Annotated in this window: 18 protein-coding genes; 8 read left to right on the forward strand and 10 right to left on the reverse strand. The window is 69.2% G+C overall.

The genetic code is table 11. The annotated features are described in order from the left end of the window. Positions 1-12: 12 nt before the first annotated feature. Positions 13-798, forward strand: coding sequence for an iron-containing redox enzyme family protein (locus WMF26_RS43740; RefSeq protein ID WP_437997555.1), 786 nt, complete (start codon positions 13-15; stop codon positions 796-798). Here WMF26_RS43740 and WMF26_RS43745 read toward each other — a convergent pair. After that, positions 770-1,846, reverse strand: a complete 1,077-nt coding sequence (locus WMF26_RS43745; protein ID WP_437997556.1) for a response regulator transcription factor — start codon at positions 1,844-1,846, stop codon at positions 770-772. The two genes, WMF26_RS43740 and WMF26_RS43745, sit on opposite strands and share 29 nt — an antisense overlap. Positions 1,847-2,752: 906 nt before the next feature. On the opposite strand from WMF26_RS43745, the gene WMF26_RS43750 reads away from it, so the two are divergent. Continuing rightward, complete coding sequence (locus tag WMF26_RS43750; RefSeq protein ID WP_437997557.1) at positions 2,753-4,051, forward strand: SBBP repeat-containing protein; 1,299 nt, start codon at positions 2,753-2,755, stop codon at positions 4,049-4,051. Positions 4,052-4,123: 72 nt separating this feature from the next. On the opposite strand, the gene WMF26_RS43755 is transcribed toward WMF26_RS43750, so the two are convergent. Then, entirely contained in the window at positions 4,124-5,134 is a 1,011-nt protein-coding gene (locus WMF26_RS43755) for a DsbA family protein (RefSeq protein WP_437997558.1), read from the reverse strand. 121 nt (positions 5,135-5,255) lie between these two features. Continuing rightward, on the reverse strand, positions 5,256-6,119 hold the full coding sequence (locus WMF26_RS43760) for a hypothetical protein (RefSeq protein WP_437997559.1): 864 nt from the start codon (positions 6,117-6,119) through the stop codon (positions 5,256-5,258). Between the two features lie 346 nt (positions 6,120-6,465). Here WMF26_RS43760 and WMF26_RS43765 point away from each other — a divergent pair, with 346 nt between their 5' ends. From WMF26_RS43765 to WMF26_RS43775, 3 genes are read left to right on the forward strand one after another with little or no spacing between them, the layout of a single operon-like run. Further along, entirely contained in the window at positions 6,466-7,458 is a 993-nt protein-coding gene (locus tag WMF26_RS43765; RefSeq protein ID WP_437997560.1) for a c-type cytochrome, read from the forward strand. A 7-nt stretch (positions 7,459-7,465) separates the two neighbouring features. Beyond that, positions 7,466-8,326: a DUF692 domain-containing protein gene (locus WMF26_RS43770; RefSeq protein ID WP_437997561.1), complete on the forward strand. Its 861-nt coding sequence runs from the start codon at positions 7,466-7,468 to the stop codon at positions 8,324-8,326. Then, the gene (locus tag WMF26_RS43775; RefSeq protein ID WP_437997562.1) at positions 8,323-9,312 is read left to right on the forward strand and encodes an HvfC/BufC N-terminal domain-containing protein; all 990 of its coding nucleotides are present in this window, start codon (positions 8,323-8,325) and stop codon (positions 9,310-9,312) included. Before WMF26_RS43770 ends, WMF26_RS43775 begins: the two co-directional genes overlap by 4 nt. Before the next feature lie 54 nt (positions 9,313-9,366). Here WMF26_RS43775 and WMF26_RS43780 read toward each other — a convergent pair whose 3' ends face one another. After that, a complete protein-coding gene (locus WMF26_RS43780) occupies positions 9,367-12,360 on the reverse strand; it encodes a penicillin acylase family protein (protein ID WP_437997563.1) in 2,994 nt (997 codons plus the stop codon). 511 nt (positions 12,361-12,871) lie between these two features. On the opposite strand from WMF26_RS43780, the gene WMF26_RS43785 reads away from it, so the two are divergent. Further along, entirely contained in the window at positions 12,872-13,750 is an 879-nt protein-coding gene (locus WMF26_RS43785) for a hypothetical protein (RefSeq protein WP_437997564.1), read from the forward strand. Between the two features lie 217 nt (positions 13,751-13,967). On the opposite strand, the gene WMF26_RS43790 is transcribed toward WMF26_RS43785, so the two are convergent. Further along, the gene (locus WMF26_RS43790; protein WP_437997565.1) at positions 13,968-15,071 is read right to left on the reverse strand and encodes an alpha/beta hydrolase family esterase; all 1,104 of its coding nucleotides are present in this window, start codon (positions 15,069-15,071) and stop codon (positions 13,968-13,970) included. A gap of 1,394 nt (positions 15,072-16,465) precedes the next feature. Between WMF26_RS43790 and WMF26_RS43795 the strand changes: the two genes are divergently transcribed. Continuing rightward, on the forward strand, positions 16,466-17,176 hold the full coding sequence (locus WMF26_RS43795; protein ID WP_437997566.1) for a glycoside hydrolase family 11 protein: 711 nt from the start codon (positions 16,466-16,468) through the stop codon (positions 17,174-17,176). A 131-nt stretch (positions 17,177-17,307) separates the two neighbouring features. Here WMF26_RS43795 and WMF26_RS43800 read toward each other — a convergent pair whose 3' ends face one another. From WMF26_RS43800 to WMF26_RS43815, 4 genes are all read right to left on the reverse strand, one after another. Beyond that, positions 17,308-18,702, reverse strand: a complete 1,395-nt coding sequence (locus tag WMF26_RS43800) for a hypothetical protein (RefSeq protein ID WP_437997567.1) — start codon at positions 18,700-18,702, stop codon at positions 17,308-17,310. Then, positions 18,686-19,912 carry an MFS transporter gene (locus WMF26_RS43805; protein WP_437997568.1) on the reverse strand — a complete coding sequence of 409 codons (1,227 nt, stop codon included), beginning with the start codon at positions 19,910-19,912 and terminating at the stop codon, positions 18,686-18,688. The genes WMF26_RS43800 and WMF26_RS43805 overlap by 17 nt, the downstream gene beginning before the upstream one ends. Positions 19,913-19,918: 6 nt before the next feature. Then, entirely contained in the window at positions 19,919-20,995 is a 1,077-nt protein-coding gene (locus WMF26_RS43810) for a TauD/TfdA family dioxygenase (RefSeq protein WP_437997569.1), read from the reverse strand. A gap of 595 nt (positions 20,996-21,590) precedes the next feature. Further along, positions 21,591-22,355 (reverse strand): hypothetical protein, encoded by a 765-nt coding sequence (locus WMF26_RS43815; protein WP_437997570.1) that lies wholly within the window; start codon positions 22,353-22,355, stop codon positions 21,591-21,593. 292 nt (positions 22,356-22,647) lie between these two features. Between WMF26_RS43815 and WMF26_RS43820 the strand changes: the two genes are divergently transcribed. Next, positions 22,648-23,151: an SRPBCC family protein gene (locus tag WMF26_RS43820; protein ID WP_437997571.1), complete on the forward strand. Its 504-nt coding sequence runs from the start codon at positions 22,648-22,650 to the stop codon at positions 23,149-23,151. 165 nt (positions 23,152-23,316) lie between these two features. Here WMF26_RS43820 and WMF26_RS43825 read toward each other — a convergent pair whose 3' ends face one another. Beyond that, the gene (locus tag WMF26_RS43825; RefSeq protein WP_437997572.1) at positions 23,317-23,949 is read right to left on the reverse strand and encodes a glutathione S-transferase family protein; all 633 of its coding nucleotides are present in this window, start codon (positions 23,947-23,949) and stop codon (positions 23,317-23,319) included. Positions 23,950-24,142: the final 193 nt, after the last annotated feature.

Below are 24,142 nucleotides of genomic sequence, written 5' to 3' on the forward strand. Positions count from 1 at the left end.
CGGAGGAACACCATGGCAACGAGAATGTTGGACTGGATCACCACCCTTGATCAGGAGGTCGCGGCCCTGCTCCTCCGCCTCGATGCGGATCCCGCGGCCCGCCGGCTGTATGACGGCGCCACGACGGCCAGCGAGTACGCGGCGTTCCTCGAGCAGATTTATCATTACGTGCGCTGGACGCGCCCTCTGTGCGCCCAGGCCGGCGCGCGGCTCTCGGCCAGGTGCGTCGGGCACGCGAGCGAGGCCTCTGCGGCGGATGGACGCGTCATCCTGGCGCCCCTCCTGCTCCGCAAGGCCGAGGAGGAGTCCGGGCACGAGCAATGGGCCCTCGACGATCTCGCCGCGCTCGGGCGCGATCCGGAGGCCGTGAGGCGCGCGGAGCCCGCGCCGGCGACACAGGCCTATATCGCGTGGAACCGCTACACCGTGGAGGCGGGCGCGCCCGAGGCCTTCCTGGGCACGGCCTACGTGCTGGAGGCGCTCTCGGCCCGCCGCGCTGGAGACGCCGCGGCGCGCCTCGTGGCACGCGCCCGCATCCCTGGTATCGCCGGCGCGGTGCGCTTCCTGCGGGGGCACGCCGACGCCGACGAGGGGCACGTACGCGAGCTCGCCGCGCTGCTCGCGACGATCCCCTGCCCGGACGCGCGCGAGGCCATCCTCCTGTCGGCGCGGGTCACGCGGGCGCTCTATCCGGACATGATCGCCGGCGCGCTGGCCGGCGCGGCCCGGCAGAGCGCGGCGGCGACGAGGTGGGAGGCGCCGAGTCACGTCAGCCTCGCTGCGCCGCGTGAGCCATGAGACCTGTACGACTCGGCACCCCCAGGGCGTCATAAACCCGCTGCAGGTGCTTTTTCACGGTCGCCGGCGTGCACCCGAGGTCCTCTGCGATGAGCGCGTTGTCCCAGCCGCGCAGAACGCGCTCCGCCACCTCGACCTGCCGCTCCGTGAGTCGCCCTCTCCACGCCGCCGGGGCCGCCGCGACCGCCCGCTCGCGCAGCTCCACCACCCACAGTTTGCGCCCTCGCTCGACGAACGGCACGAAGTCGGCGCGCAGCTCGCCGGTGGATGCTCGTCGCGCCCAGGGCGCGGCCGGCGGGCCGGAGGCGGGCGCGGCCGCGGCGGCGCCGAGCGCGGTGGCGAGCGGCGCGGGGAGGGCGCTGGCGCTCCGCTCCACGGGCGTGAACCAGCGTCCGAGAAGCGCCTCGGCGCCCGCGCTGCGCGAGAGCACGGACGCCGGCGGGGCGACCACCAGGACCTCCATGCCCTCGCGGCGGAGCGCCGCCTCCAGCGCGTCACCGCGTCGTATCGAGTCTCCGAAGCGCCTGCAGCTCCGCGTCGCGGCCGCGATCGAAGGGGCGAGGTGCTGCAGGAGGGCCCGGTCGCGATCCGAGAACGGGCGCCGCCGGTCGCGGTAGAGGGTGATCCCGCCGTGCCAGCTCGGCTCTACCGCGAACAGGATCGCCATGGCCTGCTCCAGCCGCATCCCGAGCTCCCGGCTGCGCCGGTACATCACGCTCCGCTCGATGGCCGTGCGGGGGAGCATCTCGCTGTCGCGCAGCACCACGTTCGGCTGCGCGATCACGGCGCTCCGGACGAAGTCGTGCGGCGCGAGCGCGCCGTACCCCGCGAACAGCTCCGGCGGTAGATCGGCGACGGCCCAGTCGTACGCCGTCGGATCCTCGGGGAGCGAGACGCAGAGCGCGCCGTGGTCCGCCGGCACGAGCTGGCAGAGCACGCCGTACGCCCCGCGCAAGACCTCGTGAAGATCCAGCGAGCTGTGCAGGGTTTCGAGGAGCTCCCACGTGATCCGCTGCTCCCGCGCCGTCAGGTGGATCGAGGATCGCATCGGGGGTGGAGAATATCCGATGCGCGACGCGTTGTGCGCGCACGTACCACCAAAGGGGTACAGGGCCGCCCCTGGGGCTTGGAAGCCCGACCTCGAGGTCCACCAGGTCGATCCGTCCGGTCCACAGCCCTGACGTGTTCCCACGGTTGCATCGAGGATTCTGTCGCCGCCGCGCAGCGCGCAACGCGCGACCACGCCGCGCTCCCGGCTGCGCCGATGCCGCTGCAGCCCTGCGTGCTCGATCGGCCCGAGGGTTGTTTCAACCCCCGAGCTCCGGGTGCTGATGGAGGGGTTGTCCATGGAATCAATCCCGCGGCACACGCGTGGCGCCCTGCGCGCCACGATAACGTTTCAACATATATCCTGCCAACAAGCGGGCCGAGGAGCGAAGGGCGTCCAAGATCAGGATATCGATGGTACCTGCCCCAACGCTTCGGCGCGCTACTCCTAAAGTGGCATTCACGCGACCCGCGCGGCGACTTATCCTGACGATGTCGATCGATTGTCACGGCACGCACGACGCGCCAGGCCGGCACAACCGACGGCGCGCTCTGGCGGAGGTCATGCATGATGCTAATCGCAAACTCGGAGCTCAGCGTCCCGACTCCTGCCGCTGGGCATCGCCCAGCAAAACCAGCGCGCAGAAACACACGCCGGCTCAGGCCGATGATATCGTTGCTCCTCCAGTGCGCAGCAGGATGCACTCCAGCGACGACTTGGTATGACGATTATTCGTCTGCCAATGTTTCAGCGGCGTCGGGAGGGATCGGGGGCAACCACCTTTACGACGGTCATGAGGCGAGCGGGGGCTGCGGCGCTGAGCTCGGCGCGAGCGGCACCTCCTCCTGCGACGCTCCGGCGACCGACGGCTGCACGTCGGTGGGCAACGAGGGCTGCGGTGCCTCCATGGATCGCGGCGAGCTTTCCGCCCACGTCCACCGCATCCGAGCCGCCGGCATGCAGGTCCCCACGGACATCGCTGTAGACGGCGACGGGAGCACGATCATCGCCGGCAATTTCGACGGTTCTCTCGACATCGGGGGAGCGCGGCTGGTGGGTCATGAGACGGATGACATATTCGTCATCAAGCTCGGCCCGAGCGGTGCTCCAGTATGGAGCAAGAGCTTCGGCGACGACAACATCCAGCACGTTCAGCGAATCAGCACGGACGCGGACGGGAACGTCCTCTTGATCGGCCATTTCCGGGGGACGATCGATCTCGGCGGAGGTCCGCTCGTGAGCGCGGGAGCGCGGGACATCTTCGTCGCAAAGCTGGACCCTTCGGGGAGGCACGTGTGGAGCAAGCGCTTCGGCGGCGCCCACGATCAGCTCGGACGCGGCATCGCAGCGGATCGAGACGGCAACGTGCTGATCGCCGGCACCCTTTGGGGCTCTGTTGACTTCGGCGGTGGGATGATGAAGAGCGCCGGATGGGATGACCTCTTCGTGGCCAAGCTCGACAGGAGCGGCGAATACCTGTGGGCCCGGACCTACGGCGATGAGGAGACGCAGGAAGCGTCGGATCTGACGGTCGACGGACAAGGCAACGTCGTGGTGACGGGCTACGCCTTGGGCGTGGTTGACTTCGGCGATGGCCCGACCGTGGGCGCGGGCATGCCGGACGCGATCCTCGTCAAGCTGGACAGGGACGGCTCGACGCTTTGGAGTCACCGGTTCGGGGACGATGGCACGCAGCTCGGCCACAGCGTGGGCGTCGACGACGAGGGGAGCGTCGTGATGGCGGGCGCGGCGCGCGGATCCATCGATTTTCCAGACAAATCATTTCATAGCGCCGGCGGCTACGATCTCTACGTCGCCAAGTTCAACGCTGCCGGCGAGCTCCTGTGGCACCGCCAGTTCGGCGACGCTCAGGACCAGTCAAGCATCGCCATATCTATCGACCGCGCCGGCGCCGTGCTGCTCACTGGCTCGTTCGAGGGGAGCCTGGACTTCGGGTGCAGCCCGCTCGTCAGCGCAGGCAAGACCGATGCGTTCGCGGCCAAGCTCGACCCTTACGGCGACACCCTGTGGAGCTGGGCGATGGGAGATACGGATTCGCAGGCAGGGATGGGGATCAGCGGCGCCCGCGGTGGGGGCGTCATTGTCACCGGCGTGGTGTCGGGGGCAGTCGGCTTGAAGTTCCACCCGTTAGCGGCTGCTGGCGATCTGTCGTCGGATATATTCTTGGCCAGGTTCCGACCTTGAGGCGGTCGCGATGGGCACCGCCAGTCCACGACCGCGATCGCGTGCTATCGCGCCCAGGCTGGCCCGCGGATCTCACCGCGCGCCCGGCGCTCCGGCGCCCCCGGCCGCCGCGCCCCCGGCCGCCGCGCCCCCGCCCCCGCCGAGGATCGCGAGCTCCGTCGCGATCCACCGGTCGAGCTCTCCCTGCAGGCTGAACAGCGCCAGATCGAACTCCCGGCCGTTGACGACGATGAACGGCGTCCCCGAGAGCCCCGCGCGGTCGGCCTCGGCCTTGTCGCGCGCGATCACCCGGGCGGCCGCCTCGCCGGCCATGTCCGCGCGGAACCGGGCCATGTCGAGGCCGACCCGCTGCGCGTAGCCGAGCAGGTCCTTCTCCTCGAGCCGCTGCTGGTTCTCGAACAGGAGCCGCTCCATCTGCCAGTAGCGGCCCTGCGCGTGCGCCGCGATGGCGGCGCGCGCCGCGGCCTCGGCGTGCGGGTGCGACCGCAGCGGGTACACCTTGTGGATCAACCGCACGTTCGGCGCGTGGCGCTCGAAGATCTCGTCGAGGAGCGGGACCGCGCGGCCGCAGGAGGGGCACTCGAAGTCCGACCACACGACGATCTGCACCGGCGCGCGCTCCGGCCCGCGCGACGGCGAGTCGGCGAGGTCGATCTTCTTCACGTTCGGTCCGAACCGCACGCCGTACGCGGCCTGCGCCTCCGCGGCGCTCGCGCCCCCGCGGATCTTGTCGGCGACGAGCTGCGCGGCGGGCACGCAGGCCGCGCAGGGGCGCGACTCGCGGACGCACTGCGCGAGCGACACCGCCTGCTCGGCGCACGGCGCGTAGAGCTGCGAGACGAGCTGCCACCACGTGTGGCGCTCGCGGCGGACGAGCTCGGCCGTGTTCACACCAGGCAGCTCCTCCGGCTCGCCGCCGGGCGCGTCGAGCGGCGCGGCGCCGGGAGGACCGGGGAGCGGGACCGCGGGCGCGTCCGCGAACTGGGGATCCTGCCGCTCCGCGCCGCCGCACGCGGCGAGCGCGGCGAGCGCGGCGAGCGCGGCGAGCGCGAGCCGTCGTGCACCTGATTTCGGAATGAACACGCGCGGATGCTACACCCCCGCGGCGGCCGAGCCAGGCCGAAGCGCTGCCCGGGTCGCGCGCGCCGCGCGCCCTCGCGGCGGCGCGGCACCTCGCCGGCGCGCCCACGGCGCCGCTGCCGCCTCAGAAGGCGCCGCCGAGGCCGAGCGTGGCGCGGTCCGGCGCGAGGGCGACGTGCGGCGCGAGCCGGAGCCGAGGCGAGCGGAGACGGATGTACTCGTAGCTGTCGGCGATCGAGCGCTCCTCGCGCTCGAGGACCGCGATGTCGATGATGTTGGCCGTGAGGAGGCCGGCGCTGCTGCCGAGCATGATGCCAGCCACCTCGTCCCACCCGCGGGCGTCCACGGCTTTGCCGGCGAGCAGGCCGACCATGCCGCCGCCGAGCGTGCAGCCGGCGTTGAGGCCGAGGCTGGCGAAGCCCTTGCCGAGGTTGCCGTTGGCCCAGTGGGTGACCGGACCGCCGAGCGCGAAGGTGCTGACGGACCACCAGGCGAGCACCTCGTTTTCCGTGCCGACGGCGATGGGCACGAGGATGGCGGTCCCGCCGAGCACGAGGAGGTGCTGCCAGCCGTACCAGACGCGCTTCGGCCCGGGCTGCTCGCCCGCGGGAGCGCCCTCGAGCACCCAGGAGCTCGTCGTCCAGGCCGGGAGCGCCTGGGGAGCTCCCGGCGGCGCAACCCCGGTCGGTGGCGCCCCCGACGGCGGCGCGACGCCGTCGCCCGGAGCTGGCTGCGGAGGAGACACGTCCGTCGCCGGCGCCAGGGGCATGTCCGCCGCGCCGCCCGGCGCCGGCGCCGTCGGCGACGCTGACGGCGCGCCGGCTGGGCCGCCCTGCGACGCGGCAGGCGCTGACTGCGACGCGGCAGGCGCTGGCGAGACCCGGGGCGCGGGACCAGACGCCGGCTGCATGGCGGCGACCGGTCCCGCCGCGAACACCACGGCCGCTGCACAACCGAGCCGCAGCCCCCCGCGAAGCATGCCTGTCATCCGGCGTTCCTCTTCCTTCTTCGACGCTCGCAGCCCTTGTACTTCCTTTCGCTCGGCCGCTGCACGCAAATCGGGCCCCGCGCCCGCGCCCGCGCGAGCGGCGAGGACGGCTCCTGCGACGGCGCGCGCCGTCGACCCCAGCGCCACGCCGACCGCGCGCAGGTCTCGCACGCGGCGCCGAACGGGCGCGCAGCCGCCGCTCCTCGAACGCGATGCACCAGCGATCGGACGGTAGGCCTGCGACAACTTGCCACATATTCCGCGCGCGCCAGCCGTGCCTACATGCCCTGCGCCGGGCAGCCGGCAAGCGCGCGCAGCGCGCTCCTTCGGAGGCAGGACGACCACCATGACCCAATCGCCGGGATCCACCTTGCTTGCGCTGGCGCTCGCCAGCTTCGCCGCCTTCGCGCCCGCTTGCGGCGGCGACGACAGCGTCAACCCCATCTCCGGAACCGGCGGCGCCGGCGGCGAGGAGCCCGCCGGGACGGGCGGCTCCGGCGGCGATTCCCCCGCCGGGACCGGCGGCTCCGACGCAGGCGGCGGCGAGCCCGTGGATGACGAGGACAGCGACCACGACAGGGACGGCTTCACCCCGCGCGAGGGCGACTGCGACGACTTCAACAACACCGTCCACCCCGACGCCGAGGAGCGGAATCTCGATAACGTCGACTCGAACTGCGATGAGTCCGACGCGCCGGTCACTACGCTCGTGTGGAGCGCCGGCCCGGACGACGATCTCGTGGACGCGATCGACGTCATGGACGAGGACGGCGATGGCCAGATCTCCCTCGAGGAGTTCGCCGCGGCGTGCGCGGAGTCCGCCATGCTGTCGGGCACCGCGCGCCCCGGCCTGGTGCAGGTCCACGCGTCCTGCGCCGGCACGAACAGCTGCCGCGGCATGGTCTATCAGACATGGAACGAGCTCTACGAGCACGCCTGCCGCGCCATGAACAGCTGCAAGGGCTGGAGCTGCGTGGAGACCGCCGAGGACCAGGATCGCGACGGCCCCGCGGCGTTCGGGGACGGGGGGTGCACCCACTGCCACTCCGGCCCGGCGGGCACGTTCGGCGTGAAGGTGCCGCCCGGCGAGGACGTGGAGGCCTTCGTCGCCGGCTTCTGGGAGCGCCGCTCGGACACGTACCTGCAGTCCATCATCGCGTTCGGGATCGACGGCGTCGTCGCCGCCGAGGGCATCGCCTACTCGAACATGCCCGGCGCCTATCACCTGCTCTCGCGGGCCGAGATCGACACGCTGATCGCCTACCTGCGCACGCTGACGCCGGAGGGCCACCCCTTCGAGCAGCTGCCGACTGCAGAGCCGATCGACCCGAGCCCGTAGCCAGCCGATGAGCGCGCCGCGAGCCGCCGACGACGACCGAGCGCCCGACGCGCGCGCTCTCCCGCGCGACGCGCTCGGCCTCGGGCTGCGCCCGCCGCACTACGAGGCGATCGAGCGGCTCCAGCCCCGGCTGGGCTTCTTCGAGATCATCGCGGAGAACTACCTCGGCGCGTCGCCGCTGCCCCGGGAGCGGCTCCGGCGCATCGCCGAGCGCTACCCGATCGTCGCCCACGGCGTCTCCCTGAACCTGCTGGGCGAAGCCCCCCTCGACCGGGATCACCTGTCCCGGCTCCGGGATCTGATCCAGGAGTTTCGCATTCCCTATTTCACGGATCACCTCTGCTGGACGGCGTTCGAGGGCATGACGCACCACGATCTGCTGCCGGCGCCGTACGATCCGGAGCTGATCCCCTACGCCGCCGCTCGGGCGTCCGAGGTCCAGGAGGCCCTCGGCGTCCCCTTCGGGATCGAGAATTTGTCGTCGTACGTCGCCTGGGAGCGCGACACGATGCCGGAGTGGGACTTTTATCGCCGCGTGGTGGAGGAGTCCGGCTGCTGGGCCATGCTGGATGTCAACAACATCTTCGTCTCCAGCGACAACCACGGCTTCGATCCGCGCGAGTACCTCGACGGCGTGCCGTGGAGCCGGGTCTTGCAGGTGCACCTGGCCGGACACCAGGTGTTGCCCTCGGGCCTGCGGCACGACACGCACGATCGTCCGGTATGCGACGAGGTCTGGTCGCTCTACGAGGAAGCGTGGCGCCGGGGCGGCCCTTTTCCGACGCTCCTCGAGTGGGACGCGGAGATCCCGCCCCTGTCCGCGGCGCTCGCGGAGCTCGACAAGGCGCGGCGGGTGCGATCGGCATGAGCCCGAGGGGCGGAGATCCTCCGCGCTGGCTGCGAGAGCTCCAGCGCGACTTCACCGCGGTCCTCCGCGCGCCGCTCGACCCGGGCGCCGGGCGCTTCCGCGAGCGGCAGGAGCGGTATCCCGCGCGCCTCGTGGCGCAGCTGAAGGGCGGCCCGGGGGGGCCCGCGCCGGCGGAGCGGCTCGCGGTCTATCACCGCCAGTACTGGATGCGGCTGTTCACCGCGCTCCAGACGAGCTTTCCCCGCGTGGCGCGGGCGGTGAGCCACTGGCACTTCAACCACCTCGCCGCGCTGCACCTCGCCGAGCGCCCGCCCCGCCACGCCGACCTCGACGAGGCGACCCGCGGCTTCGCGGAGCGGCTCCACCGGGCGCTCGAGCGCCTCGACGGTGCGGGCCCGCGCCGACCGCCGGAGCGCCCGCCGCATGGCGACGCGTGGTGCCGGCGGGTCGAGCTCTCCAGGGCTCCGCTCGCCATGATCCGCCAGGCGCTCCGCATGGACGAGGCCGAGCGGCGCGCCTACGAGTCGCCCTTCGAGGGGCTGTGGCAGCCGACGCCGGAGGAGCTCTCCCGGCTGGCCGGATCGCGGCTGCGCTTCGCGGTGTCCTGCTCGCTGGCCGAGGAGGACTGGGACCTCGCCCGCTTCTCGCGGCTCGCGGGGGCCGATCGGGACGAGGGCGCGCCGGAGCCGATCCGTCGCCACCCGTCGACCCGGACCTGGGTCTTCGCCCGGAGCGCCGCCGGCACGACCACGACCTCCGTGGATCCGCTGTTCGCCCGGCTGCTCGAGCGCTGCCGGGAGCTGCCGTTCGGGCAGGCCCTCGCCGCTGTCGAGCAAGGCTGCACGGCCGCGGAGGCAGCGCAGCTGCGCGCGAACCTGCAAGGCTGGATCGCGCTCGCCCTCGCGAGCGGCTGGTGGACCGGCCTCGCCGGCGGCGAGCCCGGCGCGCGGCCGGAGGGCTCGAGCGAGGCGCCGGGCCGGGCGTGAGCCTCCCCGGCGAGCTCCGCCCGCCGTCCCGGGGTGGGCCTCGGAGGACGCCGGCTACGGCGCCTCCACCACCGTGCGCGACTCCTTCGCCTGGATCACGTCGGGGAGCAGGAACGGCACCAGGTGCGTCTGGTTCTTTCGCCAGAGCTCCGCCTGATCGCGGAAATGTGGGCTCTCGGCGTCCCAGACATTGCCTCCGGGAATGGCGTTCCACGCCTTCGGGCCCGCCGGGTCGAGCTCCACGACGAGCCGTTGCGACGGGCCGTGGACGTACTGGAAATTCGGTGACTCGTCGAGCGCCCACGAGAGGCGGTAATCCGAGGAGTCCACCGCGAACTCGTCGCCGCCGCGCGGAAAGCCGCCGCTCCAGAGGGGATCGCTCGGCGGAGGGATGCTGAGGCTGCTGAGGAGGGGGACGAGCGCGTCGAAGGTGACCGTGTGAAAGGCGCCCCAGCGGGGCGCCGCACCCCCGGAGCCGCCCTGTCGATCGAGCCAGGCGAGGGCGTCGAGCAGGGCGCGCAGCACGCGATCGTCCCTGGACTCGGCCGCTGGCGTGCCCATGTCGTCCCACAGCGCGCTGTCCTGCACGGCCGGATCAAAGGTGGCGAGCTGCTCCCGATCGGCGGAGAACAGGTGGAGGAGCGCCTTCGCCGACATCTCCCGGGAGAACGACGAGAAGCCCATCTGGCCGAGCTCGTCGCCCAGCACCCGGCGCACCACCCGGACGAGCCAGAGATTGAAGACCAAGGTCGCCTCCGAGGCGCGGGCGTCGACCGCGCCGGGGCCATCGCCCTCGTCCGCGAGCGGCATCGCGGTATCGAGATCGACGCCGGCGGCCGCCTTGTAGTCCGCCTCCTTGCCCCAGCCGTCGAGGAGCGCCCGCAGGGCGACGAGGCGCTGCGGTTCGTATGCGGCGTCCGCGACGATCGCGCTCAGATCGGGGTGAGTACCGGGCGACTTGCGCTCCGCTTCGCCGCGGTCCATGGCGCGGAGGAGGTGAGGCACGAGCCTCGCGCCGAGCGCCGACTTGATGTCTCCCTGGATCGCCGCGCAATCCTCCGGCGACAGAGGACCCTCGTGGGCATCGATCCGCTCCTGGATGCGGCCCTCGCGAAACCCGATGTCGAAGCTGCAGCCCAGGTACATGGGGGTGCCGTCGGGGAGCGCGCCGTTCGATGGATCGTTGTCCAGGGAGTCCCCGATGGGGTCGTTGTTCGCCGTGGCGATGTATCCCGCCGGCGGGTTCTTCGCCCGGGGGATGAGGTGCTCGGGGAGCGTCCCGGTCCACTCCGCGGTCCCGTCGCCGGGGAGCACCATGCAGGGGAGGACGCCCGTATAGGTGGCCGCGTCCCAGGCGAACGCCTCACGAGACCGCGTCGGGATCGCCGCGTGCGTCGTCCAGAGGATGTCGCCCGCGGCGTCGCCCATCACCCAGTTCTGCGCGCCGACGCTGAATTTCGAGAGCGACTCCTGCGCCTCATCGACCGAGCGAGCGCGCAGCAGGCCGAAGATGGCCTCCAGCTCCTTCGTCGGCTCCAGCCCCGTCCAGCGGACGCTGAGCGCCCCCACGGCCGGGTCCGGATCCACCACCGCGTGGTCGACGATGGTCGGCAGGAGCGGGCCGTGATGGGGCACGATCGGGACGCGGTAGGTATAGGGCTCCCTGCCAGCGATCGCGATGACCTCCTCGACCGTCTGGAGGGGCACTGGATTGCCCTTGAAGAGCACCGCCTTGCCGTCGGGCGTGAGCGTCTCGGCATAGACATCGGTGACATCGTACATCGCGACCGTCGCTCCCCACCCGACATGCTCGTTGTGGCCCAGGATGATCCCCGGAATCCCGGGGAAGGTGACGCCCCCGACGTGAACATCGCGGCTCGCGTCCTTGCCCTCGGGCGCGGCGACATGGATCGAGACGGCATACCAGACGGCCGGCGCGCTCAGCGACAGGTGGGGATCGCTGGCCACGAGCGCGTGCCCCGTCGCGCTCCGGCTCGCGTGGATGGCCCAGTTGTTCGAGCCGAAGCCCTCCGGGGCGACCTTGCTCCTGGCGCGCTGGACCGCGCTCAGGTAGCCGGTCAGCGACGACATGAGCTTCGCGCGGCCCGGCGCGGCGCGCCCCGGTCGTCGCGCGCGAGGCGCTCTCTTCGCCGCCTTGTCCTCCGCCTTCTGCGCCTTCTCCCGCGCCGGGGAGGCGGGATAGCCGCTGCTGGTCACCGCGGGCTCGGAGGGGGCGAACCTCAGGAAGTCCCGCTCGAAGCCGGCGCGCTTCTGCGCGAGCGGATCGGCGCTGCTCGACGCGAACGTCGTCCGGGCGGCGTCGAAGAACTGCTGCGTGGTGATGTCCAGCTCGGCGTCGAACGACAGGAGGTAGCTGTGGAAGCGGCTGATCACGAGCGAGTCGACGCCGCTCCAGTCGGTGAACGCCTTGGCGGGTATCCCCGTCGCGCCGCCGGGGAGGAGGATGTCCCCGGAGCGGATCTTCCTGAACACCTGGGTCACCCCGTCCGCGTACGCGTCGAGCATCTGGCGGAGCTCCCCCTCCGGGAGCGCGTCGTACTGGGCCCTGGCGATCCGACCGAGCCCGACATGGCGGAGAGCGATGTCCTGATCGATGGTGGTGGGATCGAGGTCGCCGAAGAGCTCTGCGAGCCTCCCCTCGGCGGTGCGCCGCAGGATCTCGAGCTGAAGCGCGCGGTCGCGCGCCGTCAGATACCCTTCGACGCGCATCGCGTCCACGAGGTTTTCGGCATAGATATGGGGCCTACCGTCCCTGTCCTGGACGACATCGACGGCAGAGAGCAGGCCGTCGATGGTGAGCCGCCCGTCGACGGGCAGATCCGGCCGATCGCCGAGCGGACCGAACGTCGCGGAGGAGGGCGGGCTGCCGTCGGGCGCGCCCGCGTCGGGGCCCGCGTCGGGATCGCTCGGCGCGCCCGCGTCGGGCGCGCTGCTGCCGGGACCAGGGTCGTCCGAGCAGCCGATCATGCCCGTGAGCCCGGTGACCAAGGCGAGGACGCAATGTGCCGAAGAGAATGACAGTCGCATGAACGCTCCTTCATAGGATGGAAGCGAGCCACCTCGGCGGTGTCGTCGCGCGACGCGGTGGCTGGAACGGCGCGTCGTCGAGCGAGGTAGGGTTCGGAGCTCCTTTCGCGGCAGCATGGGCCAGGGCACGACCGGGCAAGAGGGAGCGTGGCTTGGCGCGGTGTCTGGGCCAGCATGACACGCAGGCGCCGCCGCGGCCCGTGCCGGACCGCCGCCACGCCAAGCCGTCTGCTCGCTGTTCGCGTTCGTCGGAAAGCGGCGGGCCCCGCCCCCGCTTCCCGCGGAAGAGCAGCGCGCGATGAGCTGACCGGGCCGGTTCCATCGCGCCCATCCTGCACCAGCTGACCGACGTTGGGGCTACGGCGCTTCCTCGTGAGCGGCCGAGGTGTGGCGCCCCGTTCACGCGTCGCGTCTCGCGCCGCGATTTGGGCGGAAAATCCGCATGGATTGGGGAGGTACGAGCTTTGCTCCCACCGCCGTCATGAGTAACTACTTTCGTTCGCTGGTTCTCGTGGGGGCTCCTTTCATCTTCGTCGCGGGCTGCGGCGGATCGGACGGCGACGCGCTCGCCGAGCCCACCGCGGCGCCGGCAACCCCGTCGACTCCGGCGGAGGTAGACACCACCTATGAACAGATCGGGCGCGGCTGCGGCGACAACGGCTTTCTCGTTCGCTCGCTCGCGCACGTCCCCGCGCTCGCCACCAACAACCTCTGGATCGCCCCAGACGACGACGCCGCCGGCCTGGCCGCGTCCAAGGACGACAATGGCTGGGGAGCGAGCGTGGGCGTCTACGCGCTCGGGTTCGCGTCGAGCGCGGACAACATGGAGAGCCGCTCCGCCGAGCAGGCCGCACGATGCGACGCGGTCGGCGAGATCTTCGGCCCCGCCGGGGACGGCGCGCGGCAGCGCTTCCTCAACGTCCTCGTCTACGCCGGCGATCACCCGCACGCCGAGGCGATGCCCGCCGAGGGTCTCCCCGCCGCCGTCGAGGCGCCGGTCCGCCTGAAGGGCTATCTGGACGTGGCCACGGGCACGCGCGAGGAGATCGAAGACGGCGTCGTGTACCGGGACGCGCAGCACCAGTACCTGCCCATCTACGTTCGCTGCGAGGAGCCCATGAAGGTCACCTACGAGGAGCGCATGTTTTCGCCCGAGGAGGTCGAGGCGCTGAAGATCGACACCCGCATCTGTCGCCCCGTCGCCGAGGACGGCTACGGCTGCCTCATCGAGCGCCCGCAGCCGATCGAGGGTGCGTGCACGTTCGTGGCGGCCGACGCGAAGTACGTGGCGACGAGCGGCGAGGAGCACAACATGTCGCTCGGTGGCCGCATCGAGCGCGGCGAACAACTCAGCTACAAGATCACGGTCGACCGCTTCGCCTTCCACTGAACGAGGGTCCTCGGTCAGGGAGCGTGAGGTCGGAGCGCGTGCACGTGCACCGGGATGCGCTCGAGGGCGCACCGAGCAGCCGCTCGATCAGGCTTGATTTGCCTCAGGCTTGATTTGCCCACGCGCTCGGAGGCGGCCCCTATTCCCCTTGCAGGCGAGGCGCCCCGAGCGCGGCGCTACGCGCGGGCGAGGGTCCCGCCCGCGGCGAGGACGTCGGTCAGAACTGCTTGAAGAATTTCCACGACTCGATGGGAATCCAGTTCGGATTGCCGTCGATGTTCGTGTGCCCGCCGCCGAAGGTGCACACCCGCGTCGGATGCTCCGGATCGCAATCCTTGAAATCGTAGCAGCTGTACGCGCCGTTTGAAGTCGGGATATTGTCCGGAATCGTGCAGCCGTTGTCTTCGGCCTTTTCGAGGGCGATGAACTTGGCCCCTCTCTTCTGACCTTCGTTGTTCACCCAGGGGCAAGTCCCGTCGCTCATGCCCGTCGTGTGCATCCAAGCAATGGGCTTATGTGTCTTTTCAGGCAACCAGATGTTGTAGTTGGCCGGGGCGATGCCCACGGCCGCACGGATTTCCGCTTGATGGTTCGTCGACAGCGAATAGGTGATCATCCCTCCGAAGCTGAAGCCGGTCGCGAACACGCGGGTCGTGTCGTAGCAGACGTTTTCATTCATGAACGCCATGATGTCGTCGAACAGCGCGTGGTCCTTCTGTTGCCACGTTGCACCGTCCGAGGAGGGGGCCACGAAGATGGCTTGCTCTCCGTCGGCCTCCAACTGCGGCTTGAGAAAGTAGAAGTCTTGATTCTTGACGTCTTGGTAGCGGCTGCCGATCCAATGTGACGTGTAGAACAGCCGGTAGGGCTTGTTCATGTCGTAGTTGCGGGGCATATCGACGTAGTACACGCGATTTTGGCCCGAGCTAGAGATCGTATACTCCTTGCTCGTCAACGTGGTTGCCTTGCCGCACCCCGCGCTCGGTACAGGCGCGTTCCCCATGGGAATGGCTCCTTCGGGCCAGCCACCCATGCCATTACCGCCGGTGCCGGTCGGCTCAGCCCCGCCACCCCCGCCGCTGTTGTCACCGCCGGTCCCAGCCGCGGTGGTGCTGCCAGAGGTCGCAACGCCGCTGCCGCTCGCGCTGCTGCTAGACGTCGTAACGCCGCTGCCGCTCGCGCTACTAACGGAACCACTGGTCGCCGTCGCTCCCCCCCCTCCCTCGTTGTTCGAGTCGGACTCGGCGGGGGCGCACGAGATCGCGACCCAACTGGCAAGGGTGACACAAAAGGCGAGTCGGCTGAACGTTTGATCTTGCATCACAGGTCTCCTACGTACCGGAATCAGGTGAGAATGAAACAAAACGATCCGAGCGTATCAACGGCGACCCGCCACACGCACCTCAGGTGACAGAGCGTTCCTCACGGGATCCGCCTCCCTGGCAAAGTGCCTCCCACCCGGCTCAGACGAGCCCCCGGACGGGGCCGATGTGATGACACCGGTGCGCCCGAGGAGCGTCTCAGCGCGGCCCGCCGCGACATAGGTTCCCTCGTTCCCGAGCTTGCCGTCCGGTCGCTTCGCCAGCATCGCCGGATTCTTGAAAAAAATCATCTCCGGTGGACAGCGCGCAGGATTTCACGACAGCCGTCGAACAAGCGAGGGCTGTCGCGTCCTCGATTGGATCGCTCTTGGCAAAACGCCGATCACCATCGATCAGCGATCGCTTCCGCGACGACCGAGCGAACAGGATCGGTGTAAAAAATCGACCGAATGGATCAGATTGACGAAGAGCTCGGTACTCAGGAGGACCCGACCAAACCGAAACAAAAGGATGGCCCTCGACTGGAATGTGAACGTTAACATTGCCGGTGTCAATTCCAATCGACCGGCCCGCGGGTATCTTCGGGCCCGAGGGAGGACATGGCGGGCAGGGCTCCTTCGGAGCGCCGCGTTAAGAGGGGTGGGCGCCGGACCGCGGCCATCGCCGGACGGCACGACCACAATCGTACTGCCAGCGTGTCATGTCGCCGCGGCCGATGCGGAAACCGTGCCGCCATGGTCACTGAGCCCCGGAACATCGTCCGCTTCCTCTCCGCGCTCGGCGAGCCGACCGACGTTCCAGCGCGCTCTCCCAACCGGGGACCACCGTACTGGAAAAGCACCGTTGTGCGCCGCAAGGCGCTCGGTGTCGACGCCCGGTGACGAGCGCCCGCGCCACGGAGCTCGGGGGTGGTCGAGCTGGCGGATCGCGGCGGGCGGCGGCATCGGCGTTGACAGCCGCTACGTGAACGTTCACGATGAGACCTCATCCTTACGCTTTCCCCTGAGTGGGCCGTCATGAGCACCGGGACCTCCGTCATCGGGATCGGGATCGATCTCTTCACCGGCTCCCATTGTTCGGTCGTCGCGGACACATGCGGCGGCGCGTTCGCGGGCGCCGCGCACAGGCCTCCACGACAGGTCCACTGTGCATTTCTCGCGTGGCCGCTCAGCTTCGAGCAGATCGAGTCGCTTCACGCCGAGGTTCGCGCGCCTGGCACGCCGGGCGATCGCGCCCGTCGAGGCCTCGGCCCCCTGTCGGCGTCAAGCCACCCTCGTCACTCTGCATCTGATAATATCGCACCTTCTTGATGACCAGGCCCGGTTGCATTGCTCAATCGGCTTGACGCAACTGCCAGCCCCGAACAATAGATAGGCCAAGAAAGGCGATCGCCATGAACAACATCACCCGTCTCGGCATGTGCTCCGCCCTTGGGCTCCTACTGACCAACTGCGTCATGGATGGCGCAGAAGTGGACATGAACGAGACCGATCTGACCACCGATCAAAGCGCTCTCACGATAAGCGCGAATAAAACAGGAACGGACGGCCAGTGGTACACGTTCTGGAAAGATGGCGGGTCGGTCAGCATGAATTTGAACGGCGGCGGCAACTACGCTGTCAATTGGGCAAACGGCAACTATAATTTCGTTGGCGGCAAGGGCTGGAGCACTGGGTCGTCGAGCAGGAACGTTGGCTACAATGCCGGCGTCTGGTCGACGGGCAGCAGCAATGCATATCTGACGCTCTATGGGTGGACGACAAACCCACTCGTAGAATACTACGTCGTTGACAGCTGGGGCAGCTGGAGACCGCCGGGCGGAACGCCGGCGGGCTCAGTCACCACGGACGGGGGCACCTACGACCTGTACAGGATGCAGCGGGTCAACGCGCCCTCCATCATAGGCAATGCGACGTTCTACCAGTACTGGAGCGTCCGAACGTCGAAGAGGCCCACCGGGACCAACAGCACCATCACGTTTTCCAATCACGTAAATGCTTGGGCGTCAAAGGGGTGGAAACTCGGCACTCACAATTACCAGGTGATGGCGACAGAGGTGTTCAACCCCTCGAGCAGCGGCAGCTCCAACCTGACGGTGTGGTAGAAGCAACGTACGGGGCCATCGACGGCGCCATCCCAGGCCGCGCCGCGCGCGCCACGCCCGGTGCCGGTCGCAGAGGGCGGTGTACCGCAGACCGCAGGCAACGCGTCCGCGCAGGGAGACGAGCCCTACCGTCAGGCCACCTGCGCCCTGGCCAGCGCCTCCTCCATGACCGGGAGCCAGCGGCCATGTGTGCGGAACAACGCAAGGTTCCGGGTGATCGACCGCGTGCTCCTCCGCGCGTAACGCTCCGCGAGCACCGGGAGTATCCCCGCGCGCCCCGTCTGGGCGATGAGCGGCAGGACCTCGTCCGGCTCCTCCAGCACGTGCATCCCCCATCCGTGGTTGTCATCGGCGAGGATGTCCTCGACCAACGCGCGCTCGTCCCTGTCCGACCCATCGAGCATGGCCAGCAGGGCGGCTCGGTATACCGGCATGTACGCGATCTGAAAGAACCCGCCCAGCGCGCGGAAGCCCGGCAAGAACGTCGCCGCGAGGAAGAGCAGGAACACATTCGGCAGCAGCGCGCCGCGGCGCAGCTCCTCGATCACGGCGCCTCGTTCGAATGGAACCGGCGCCACGTCCGGAGCTTCCTGCTCCACGAGGTGTCCGCCGCTCAGCGCCATGGCGCGGATCCGATGGTCGCGCACGCGCCAGAAAAAGTCGGTGCCAGACGGGAGCATGCTGCCGATGGTCGCTCCAGCCGCCCGCTCGATGACGCGCATGCCGGCCGCGCGCCGACGGGGCTCGAAGAGCAGGCGGCCAAGCAGGCCGTCCTCCACCTCGAGGTGCCGCGCGACGAGGCGCGTACAGAACCCCTCGGCGAAGACGACCAGCCGCGCCCGCCCCTCCGGCTCCCATTCCTGCCAGAGGAGGCGGTTGGCTGCGTCGACTGCCTCCGGCACGCTGTGATGCGCGGCGCCGCCCAGGAGATCACGCAAGTGGGCCAGCTCCGCGGCGACCGCAGGAGACAGCGCGCCCGTTTCCTCGAGCGCGAAGCGGACGGGCCCCGGGGCGGCGATGGCGCTGCTCCTGGTCATGAGCCTCCGCGACAGGCCAAAGACGTTGATGCACGTGCCCGCAACACCCAGCCAGCCGGCGCCACGGCCGGGCCTCACCTCGAGCTTGTTGGTGAAGCAGGTGAACCAGAAATAATGCCTGCATCCCCGCGACAGCAGGCCGATGCGCGAGAAGATGGCCGTGTAGAACGCGTCATGGTCCAGCATGAGCTGACCATGAGGGCCGGTCTGGATCACGCCGGAGCGCTCGAGCTCGGCGAGCGCGGCCGGGACGTCCTCTGGCGGCAGCTGCGCGCGCAGCTCGGGTCGAAGCGCGTCGGCGAAGAGGGCGCGCGCCTCCAGGCCGAGCCGGCTGCGGGGGGGCCGCGCAGGTCGGTAGACGTGGCGGGCGTAGTCGACGAGCGGCGCGTCGTAGAGCGCGGACAGCGGCTGGCCGACCTCGGGCACGGCGCGGCGCAGCGCCAGCAACGCCGCGTCCTCGGGCAGGCGGGGGCTATCGAGAAAATCCATGGGATGACCTTCTGAATGCGGTGATTGACAGCCCGGCCCAGACCACGCCCAAAAAGACGGCGTAGCCGCGGTAGATGGCCGCTGGCGACGCGAGGTGGCCAAAGGCGCCCAGGTTCAAGTAAAGGACGCCGGAGAGGACCGCCACCCCGACCTGGACGAGGTTCTTGATGCGGCCGATCCTCTCGACACCGCTGCGCTGCTGCAGGTCGCAGTCCGCGGACACCCGGCCTGTCACGATGCAGAGCCCCATGGCGGCGTAGAGCACCGCAGCGCCCGCGAGGCCGCGGCTCAGGCTGAACGCGCCGGTCGAGAGGCACAGCAGGAGCAGGCTGTGGCGCATCGAGAACCTCTGGAGCGCCCGGCTGCTCGCGGCGCTGAAGAGCGCCGCGCCGACCATCGCTCCGACCGCCCCGGCCGCGTCGATGACGCCGTACGCGGAGCCGTCGCGCTCCAGCGTATGCGCGACGAAGCCCGGCAGGAGCGTGTTCGTCACGCTGAGCAGGCCGATGAGCGTGGCCTGGAGGACGATGTTGACCTGGATCCCGCGACTCTGCTGCAGGGCCGCGACGCCCTCCATGAGAGAGTCTCGGAAGGACGCCGCGGCTCGGGCGCTCGTCGCCGCCGGGCGTGCCCGCCGGTCGCTGAGCCGGGAGAGCGCGAGCGGCGAGATGAAGAAGCAGACGGCGCTCACGAGCTGCGACGCGCCATAGCCGATGCTCGCCACGACGACGCCGCCGACGCCCGCCCCAAGCATGTTGCCGAGCTGGACCATCGAGGCGGTGCGCGAATTGAACCGCAAGAGCTCGTGCTCCGGGGCGATCTCCATGACAAGCGCGTACACCGACCCCATGAACAGGCGATCGCCGAGCGCGGACAGGACGCCGAAGGTGTAGATCATGGCGGTCGCGCTGGGCGCCAGGTCGACGCTCCACGCGAGGAAGAGGAGCAGGAGCAGCGCGCCCCTCCCCGCGTCGGCGGCCATGCCGATCCGCTTGCGGTCCCACCGATCGATGACGATCCCAAGGAACGGCCCGACGGCGATATCCGCGGCGCTCTGCCAGACAAGCAGCCAGCCGACGGCGTTGACGGCGCCGGTCGCCCTCACGAGCTCCCACGACGCGGCGACGAGGAACGCGCCGCGCGCTACATAGGACGCGAAGACGGCGACGAGGAGCGGGACCTGGCTCATGCGCTGCTCGACGATCGCCATCGGCGCTCAACCGTGGAGCTGAGCCGTCGGGCGGGAGGTGGGCTGCTCGACCGTGAACGTGGGAGCGAAGACCGCGTCGTCGATCCTCTCCCAGCCGTCGAAGTTCTCCAGCGCGTCCGTCACGAAGATGCGCTGCACCCACCGGGACGCGCGCCCCTGCTCGTCGAACGACGCCTTGAAGGCTGTCCTGGCGTGGAGCGTGACGCGGTTGTCGATGCCCAGGAGCTCGCCGGGCGACACGATCTCGTCGATGGCCACCTCCTCCAGCGCCGCCTCGAAGCGCTTCGCCGCGCGCTCCGCTCGAGGGGACAGGATGTCGGCGATCATGTCTCCGTAAAACGCCGCGTTCACCACGAGGCCAGCGGGGGTCCGCTCGACGAGCGGGATCGGGCGCGTGGTGACGTTCGCGTAGGCGCCGCGAGACCTCCTCCACCTGTAAGGCAGCTTCATCTGATAGGCCGGGCTCGCCAGCGCCGCGCGTTCTTCCGGGCTCAGCATGGATAGCGCCAACCGCGCGTCGCTGACGCGCGTGTACGGCGGGGAGGCGTCCTGACGGACCCCGGTGAGGAAGAGCGCCTTGGGTGAGCAGTCGCGCCCGGTCATGAAGCGGAGGGCGGCGTTCTCGATGTGGAGCCTGAGCTCGGAGGTCGTGCCTAGCCCGCTCAGATCGCCCGACGTCTCCCTGGACGGCACGAGGTTGTTCACGAGGCCGCGCCCTTCGCAGTACATCGAGTACGGTTCGCCGAAGAACGAGGCGATCATCGTCAGGAGGTTCTCGGAAAGATAGCTCGGCTTCTCGATCCTCTTCGCGAGCCCCGCCTGAGGCGGCGGCACAGGGACGTTCGCGCTCGTCGGCAGATTCCCGACCTTGAGCGCGCCGCAGAACACCGGCGGCGAGCGGCCGAGATCCGCGAGCGCCGAGAGATCCGAGAACATGCCCGCGACGCGATCCCGCGCCTTCCGGAGCTGCGCGAGGTACTCCGCGTAGCCGTTCTCTGGATACGTTATACCGGCGAGCGTCTCTTCCAGCAGCTCCCGTTCGCCGTTCGATAGCGTCTTCGTGTAGATTTGCGTAGATGCCACGATGTTCCTTCCGTCGACGCACGGCGGCCGCGATACCGTCGCAGAGGAGTCGGCGCTCCGCGAGCGGCCGGCCGGCACTGGCGGTGAATGGGTTCATCGACGAGGTCGGCCCATCGCGGCCCCGCCTCGTCGGCAGTCGACGCGGCGGGCTTGGCAACCCGCATACCAGAGCGCAGCGATGCTCCATCGGGGCTCATCAAGGCGTCCGCAGCCCACCCGGTGGCCCGATCGCGCCGGGAATCCGCAGGCGGGCGGCGCGGAGGCGGCGCGGGGCGTGGGCCGATCACGCAAAAGCGGCAGTCACGTGTTGCGCGACCGCGTAAGGGATCGTTGCCCCCGGCGCGAGGAGTACTGGGATGGCGTGGAGGACGAGCAGAACAAGGGAGAGCGAGGAGGGCGCTCGCCCGCGGCTCCGCAGAGGACCGCTGCGACGTCGGCGTCCACGACCCGAGCGACCCGCCGGCGTCGTTGAACGTCACCGGCAACCTCGGCACCCACGACCCCGCCATCATCGCGCAATATACTGGCCACAGCACGGAGCGCGTCCGTGCATGCAGGCAACAAAAAAAAATCTCAGATCATGTCAATGCTTCAATCATGGCCGCAACGTAAAGAACGTGTTTCCAGCCAACGTGCGAAATCTCGCGAATTTGGGCCCTGGACTTCCAGTCCCTGCGGCTCTCCACCCGAACAAGCCTGTTGAGCTTGGGTCCCGGATGGCGACCCGCAACCGAGCCACATCAATAGCATTCTGTATAAAAGCTTGAAAATCCGACTGCATTCTATCATTGTCATTATTCGCGATATTAACCATCCGCTGCAGCCGCCGACGAACCCCCTGATCGTAGTTCGGATAATCGGAAAAACCATCGAACTGATTGGCGGCGCGAATGATGTCGATCAAATTTCTCGCCCCGCGTGCCCCGAATCGAGAAGGATCGATCGCCAATCGACTCTCCAGAACCCGTTGCATCCACCCCATACTATCCAATGTGTCTGCTGCTAGGTAGTCTGTGTGGGAAGGATCGCGGGCCTCCGACATCAACAGCCTGGCGACAGCTCCAGCTTCAGTAGCAGGATCCGGCAACTCTATCGCAACGTCAACCACGACCCTTAGTGTCGCCTGGATTCCGGACCGTGTCGCCGCAGTCACCGTTACAGCGCCACTACCTGATGTCGTGGCGAGCGCGCTGAGGGAAAACGAAAAATTGCCAACGGCGCGTACGCGAGGTCTGCCATCGACGCTAACCACATCAGGATCACTGCTCGTTATTATGGGAACACCATCCGAGCGTGGAACATCGGCGATCACGATGCTGGCCGGAGAGTTCCCTTCGGTGCTCGATATGTGAATAGTCACATCCGTAACATCTGTTCCATGCCGCCGAAAACGCATATATCACCTGTCGCGAACGGATACGCGAGCCTATCGTAGGACAGCGGCAGGGGGAAGGCAGGAGCTCCTACGGCCTCGATGCTGGCGGCGCGGCGGCGCTGGAGAAGAGAGGCCGCACGCCCAGGCCGCGGCCGTGACGACGCGGAACCCGGGCGCGGTCTCGTCAGCCGACGGCGAGATCGCGTCCGGAACCCGCGGATCGTGATGGCCGTCTACAGGCCTTCCCTCGCAGCGCGGGGGGCCCTATGACGGCGGCATGATCGAGGGGATCAGCGAGGCGGTCATCCAGCGACCGCCGGAAGCCATCATCGACTTCGTGACGGACCTCCATCGATACAAGCTTGCCGACCGGAAGATCGGCCGCGTCCTCGGCATGCGCCGCGAGGGCGACCGCATCTGGATGCGCCACGACGGCAAGCTGCGCGGCCTCCCGGGGCCGCCGGTGACGCTCGAGATGACGATCCTTGGCCGCCACGCGGTGCGCTATCGCAGCCTGCGCTCGTTCCCCGCCTGTCTGTTCCTCACCTTCGAGGGCGGCTTCGATCTCGACGAGACCGCCGTGGGCACCCGCGTGGTGCATACCGAGCGCTTCCGCTTCTTCGCGCCGTGGCGCTGGGTGATGGATCCGTTCCTGCGTGAATGGCTGGCGAGGGACGTGCGCGAGGAGATGGGGCGGCTGAAGACGCTGATCGAGGCAGAGCACCTCGCGCGCCCGGCGCAGCGCGCTTTCCCGATGAACAACGCGAAACCGGCTCCCTGACCGCAGCTCTCTGTACGATCCACGCGCCGAGCTCAGCGCCGCCGACGGATAGAGCGACGGCGGGAGCAGGCCGCTGATGGGGAAGGCGGCCGCCAGCGCCTCGGGTGGGTGACCGCCAGGGCGAAGGTCATGATGCCGCCCTGCGAGAAGCCGGTGACGAGGGGGCTAAGCCCCAGGCATCTTGAGGCCGCGCTCGTCCATCACGGCTTTGTTGCGCGCCTCGCTCTTCGCGTACGCCGGGCGGGCTCTGACCCGCTCGGCATATCCGGTGAAGCTCGGGCGCGGCTCGAGCATCTTGAAGTCGAGCATGTACGCGATGGTGCCGCCGAAGATGACGTCGGCCATCGAGAACTCTTTGCCCAGGACGAAGTCACGGCCAGAGATGGCCGATTCCATCGTCGCGATCATGTCGTCGTAGTTGCCCCAACCGGCGGAGCCGGCGCGGAACTCCCAGTTGCTGGCCTTGGCCATCGAGCCGGGCTCGATGACCGAGGGGGCGAAGAGCGACCAGCGAAAATACGTGCCGCGCGCCGCGTCGTCGAGCTTCGGCGCGAGGCGGCCCGGGGCATAACGATCCGCGAGATAGAGGCCGATCGCCGCGGATTCGGTGACGACGGTGTCGCCGTCGACGAGCAACGGCAGCTTGCCCATCGGATTGAGCTTCGTGACGTCCGCCTTCTTCTGGTCGCCGGCCATGATGTCGACGAACTTGAGCTCGTACTCGACGCCGACTTCCTCGAGCATCCACACAGTGTTGGCGGCGCGCGAAAACGGGTGGTGGTAAAGAACGATGGCCATGGTGGTGTCTCTTTCTCCGTTCGTCTCCGCCGGTCGGTCGGCGGCGCGGCGGAGGCTACCAGAGGCCGGCCCCGTTGGGCGCGGCGCCAGGTGCGGCAGATTTGGAAAGCGGTGGCGATCGCCACTATTTCGGCGACCGCTCGTCATCGACCGGCTTTTCTGGCGGGATTTCTGCCCCGCGGAGCCGGTCGCG

This window comes from Sorangium sp. So ce185 (assembly GCF_051526825.1).
Classification (GTDB): domain Bacteria; phylum Myxococcota_A; class Polyangia; order Polyangiales; family Polyangiaceae; genus Sorangium; species Sorangium cellulosum_D.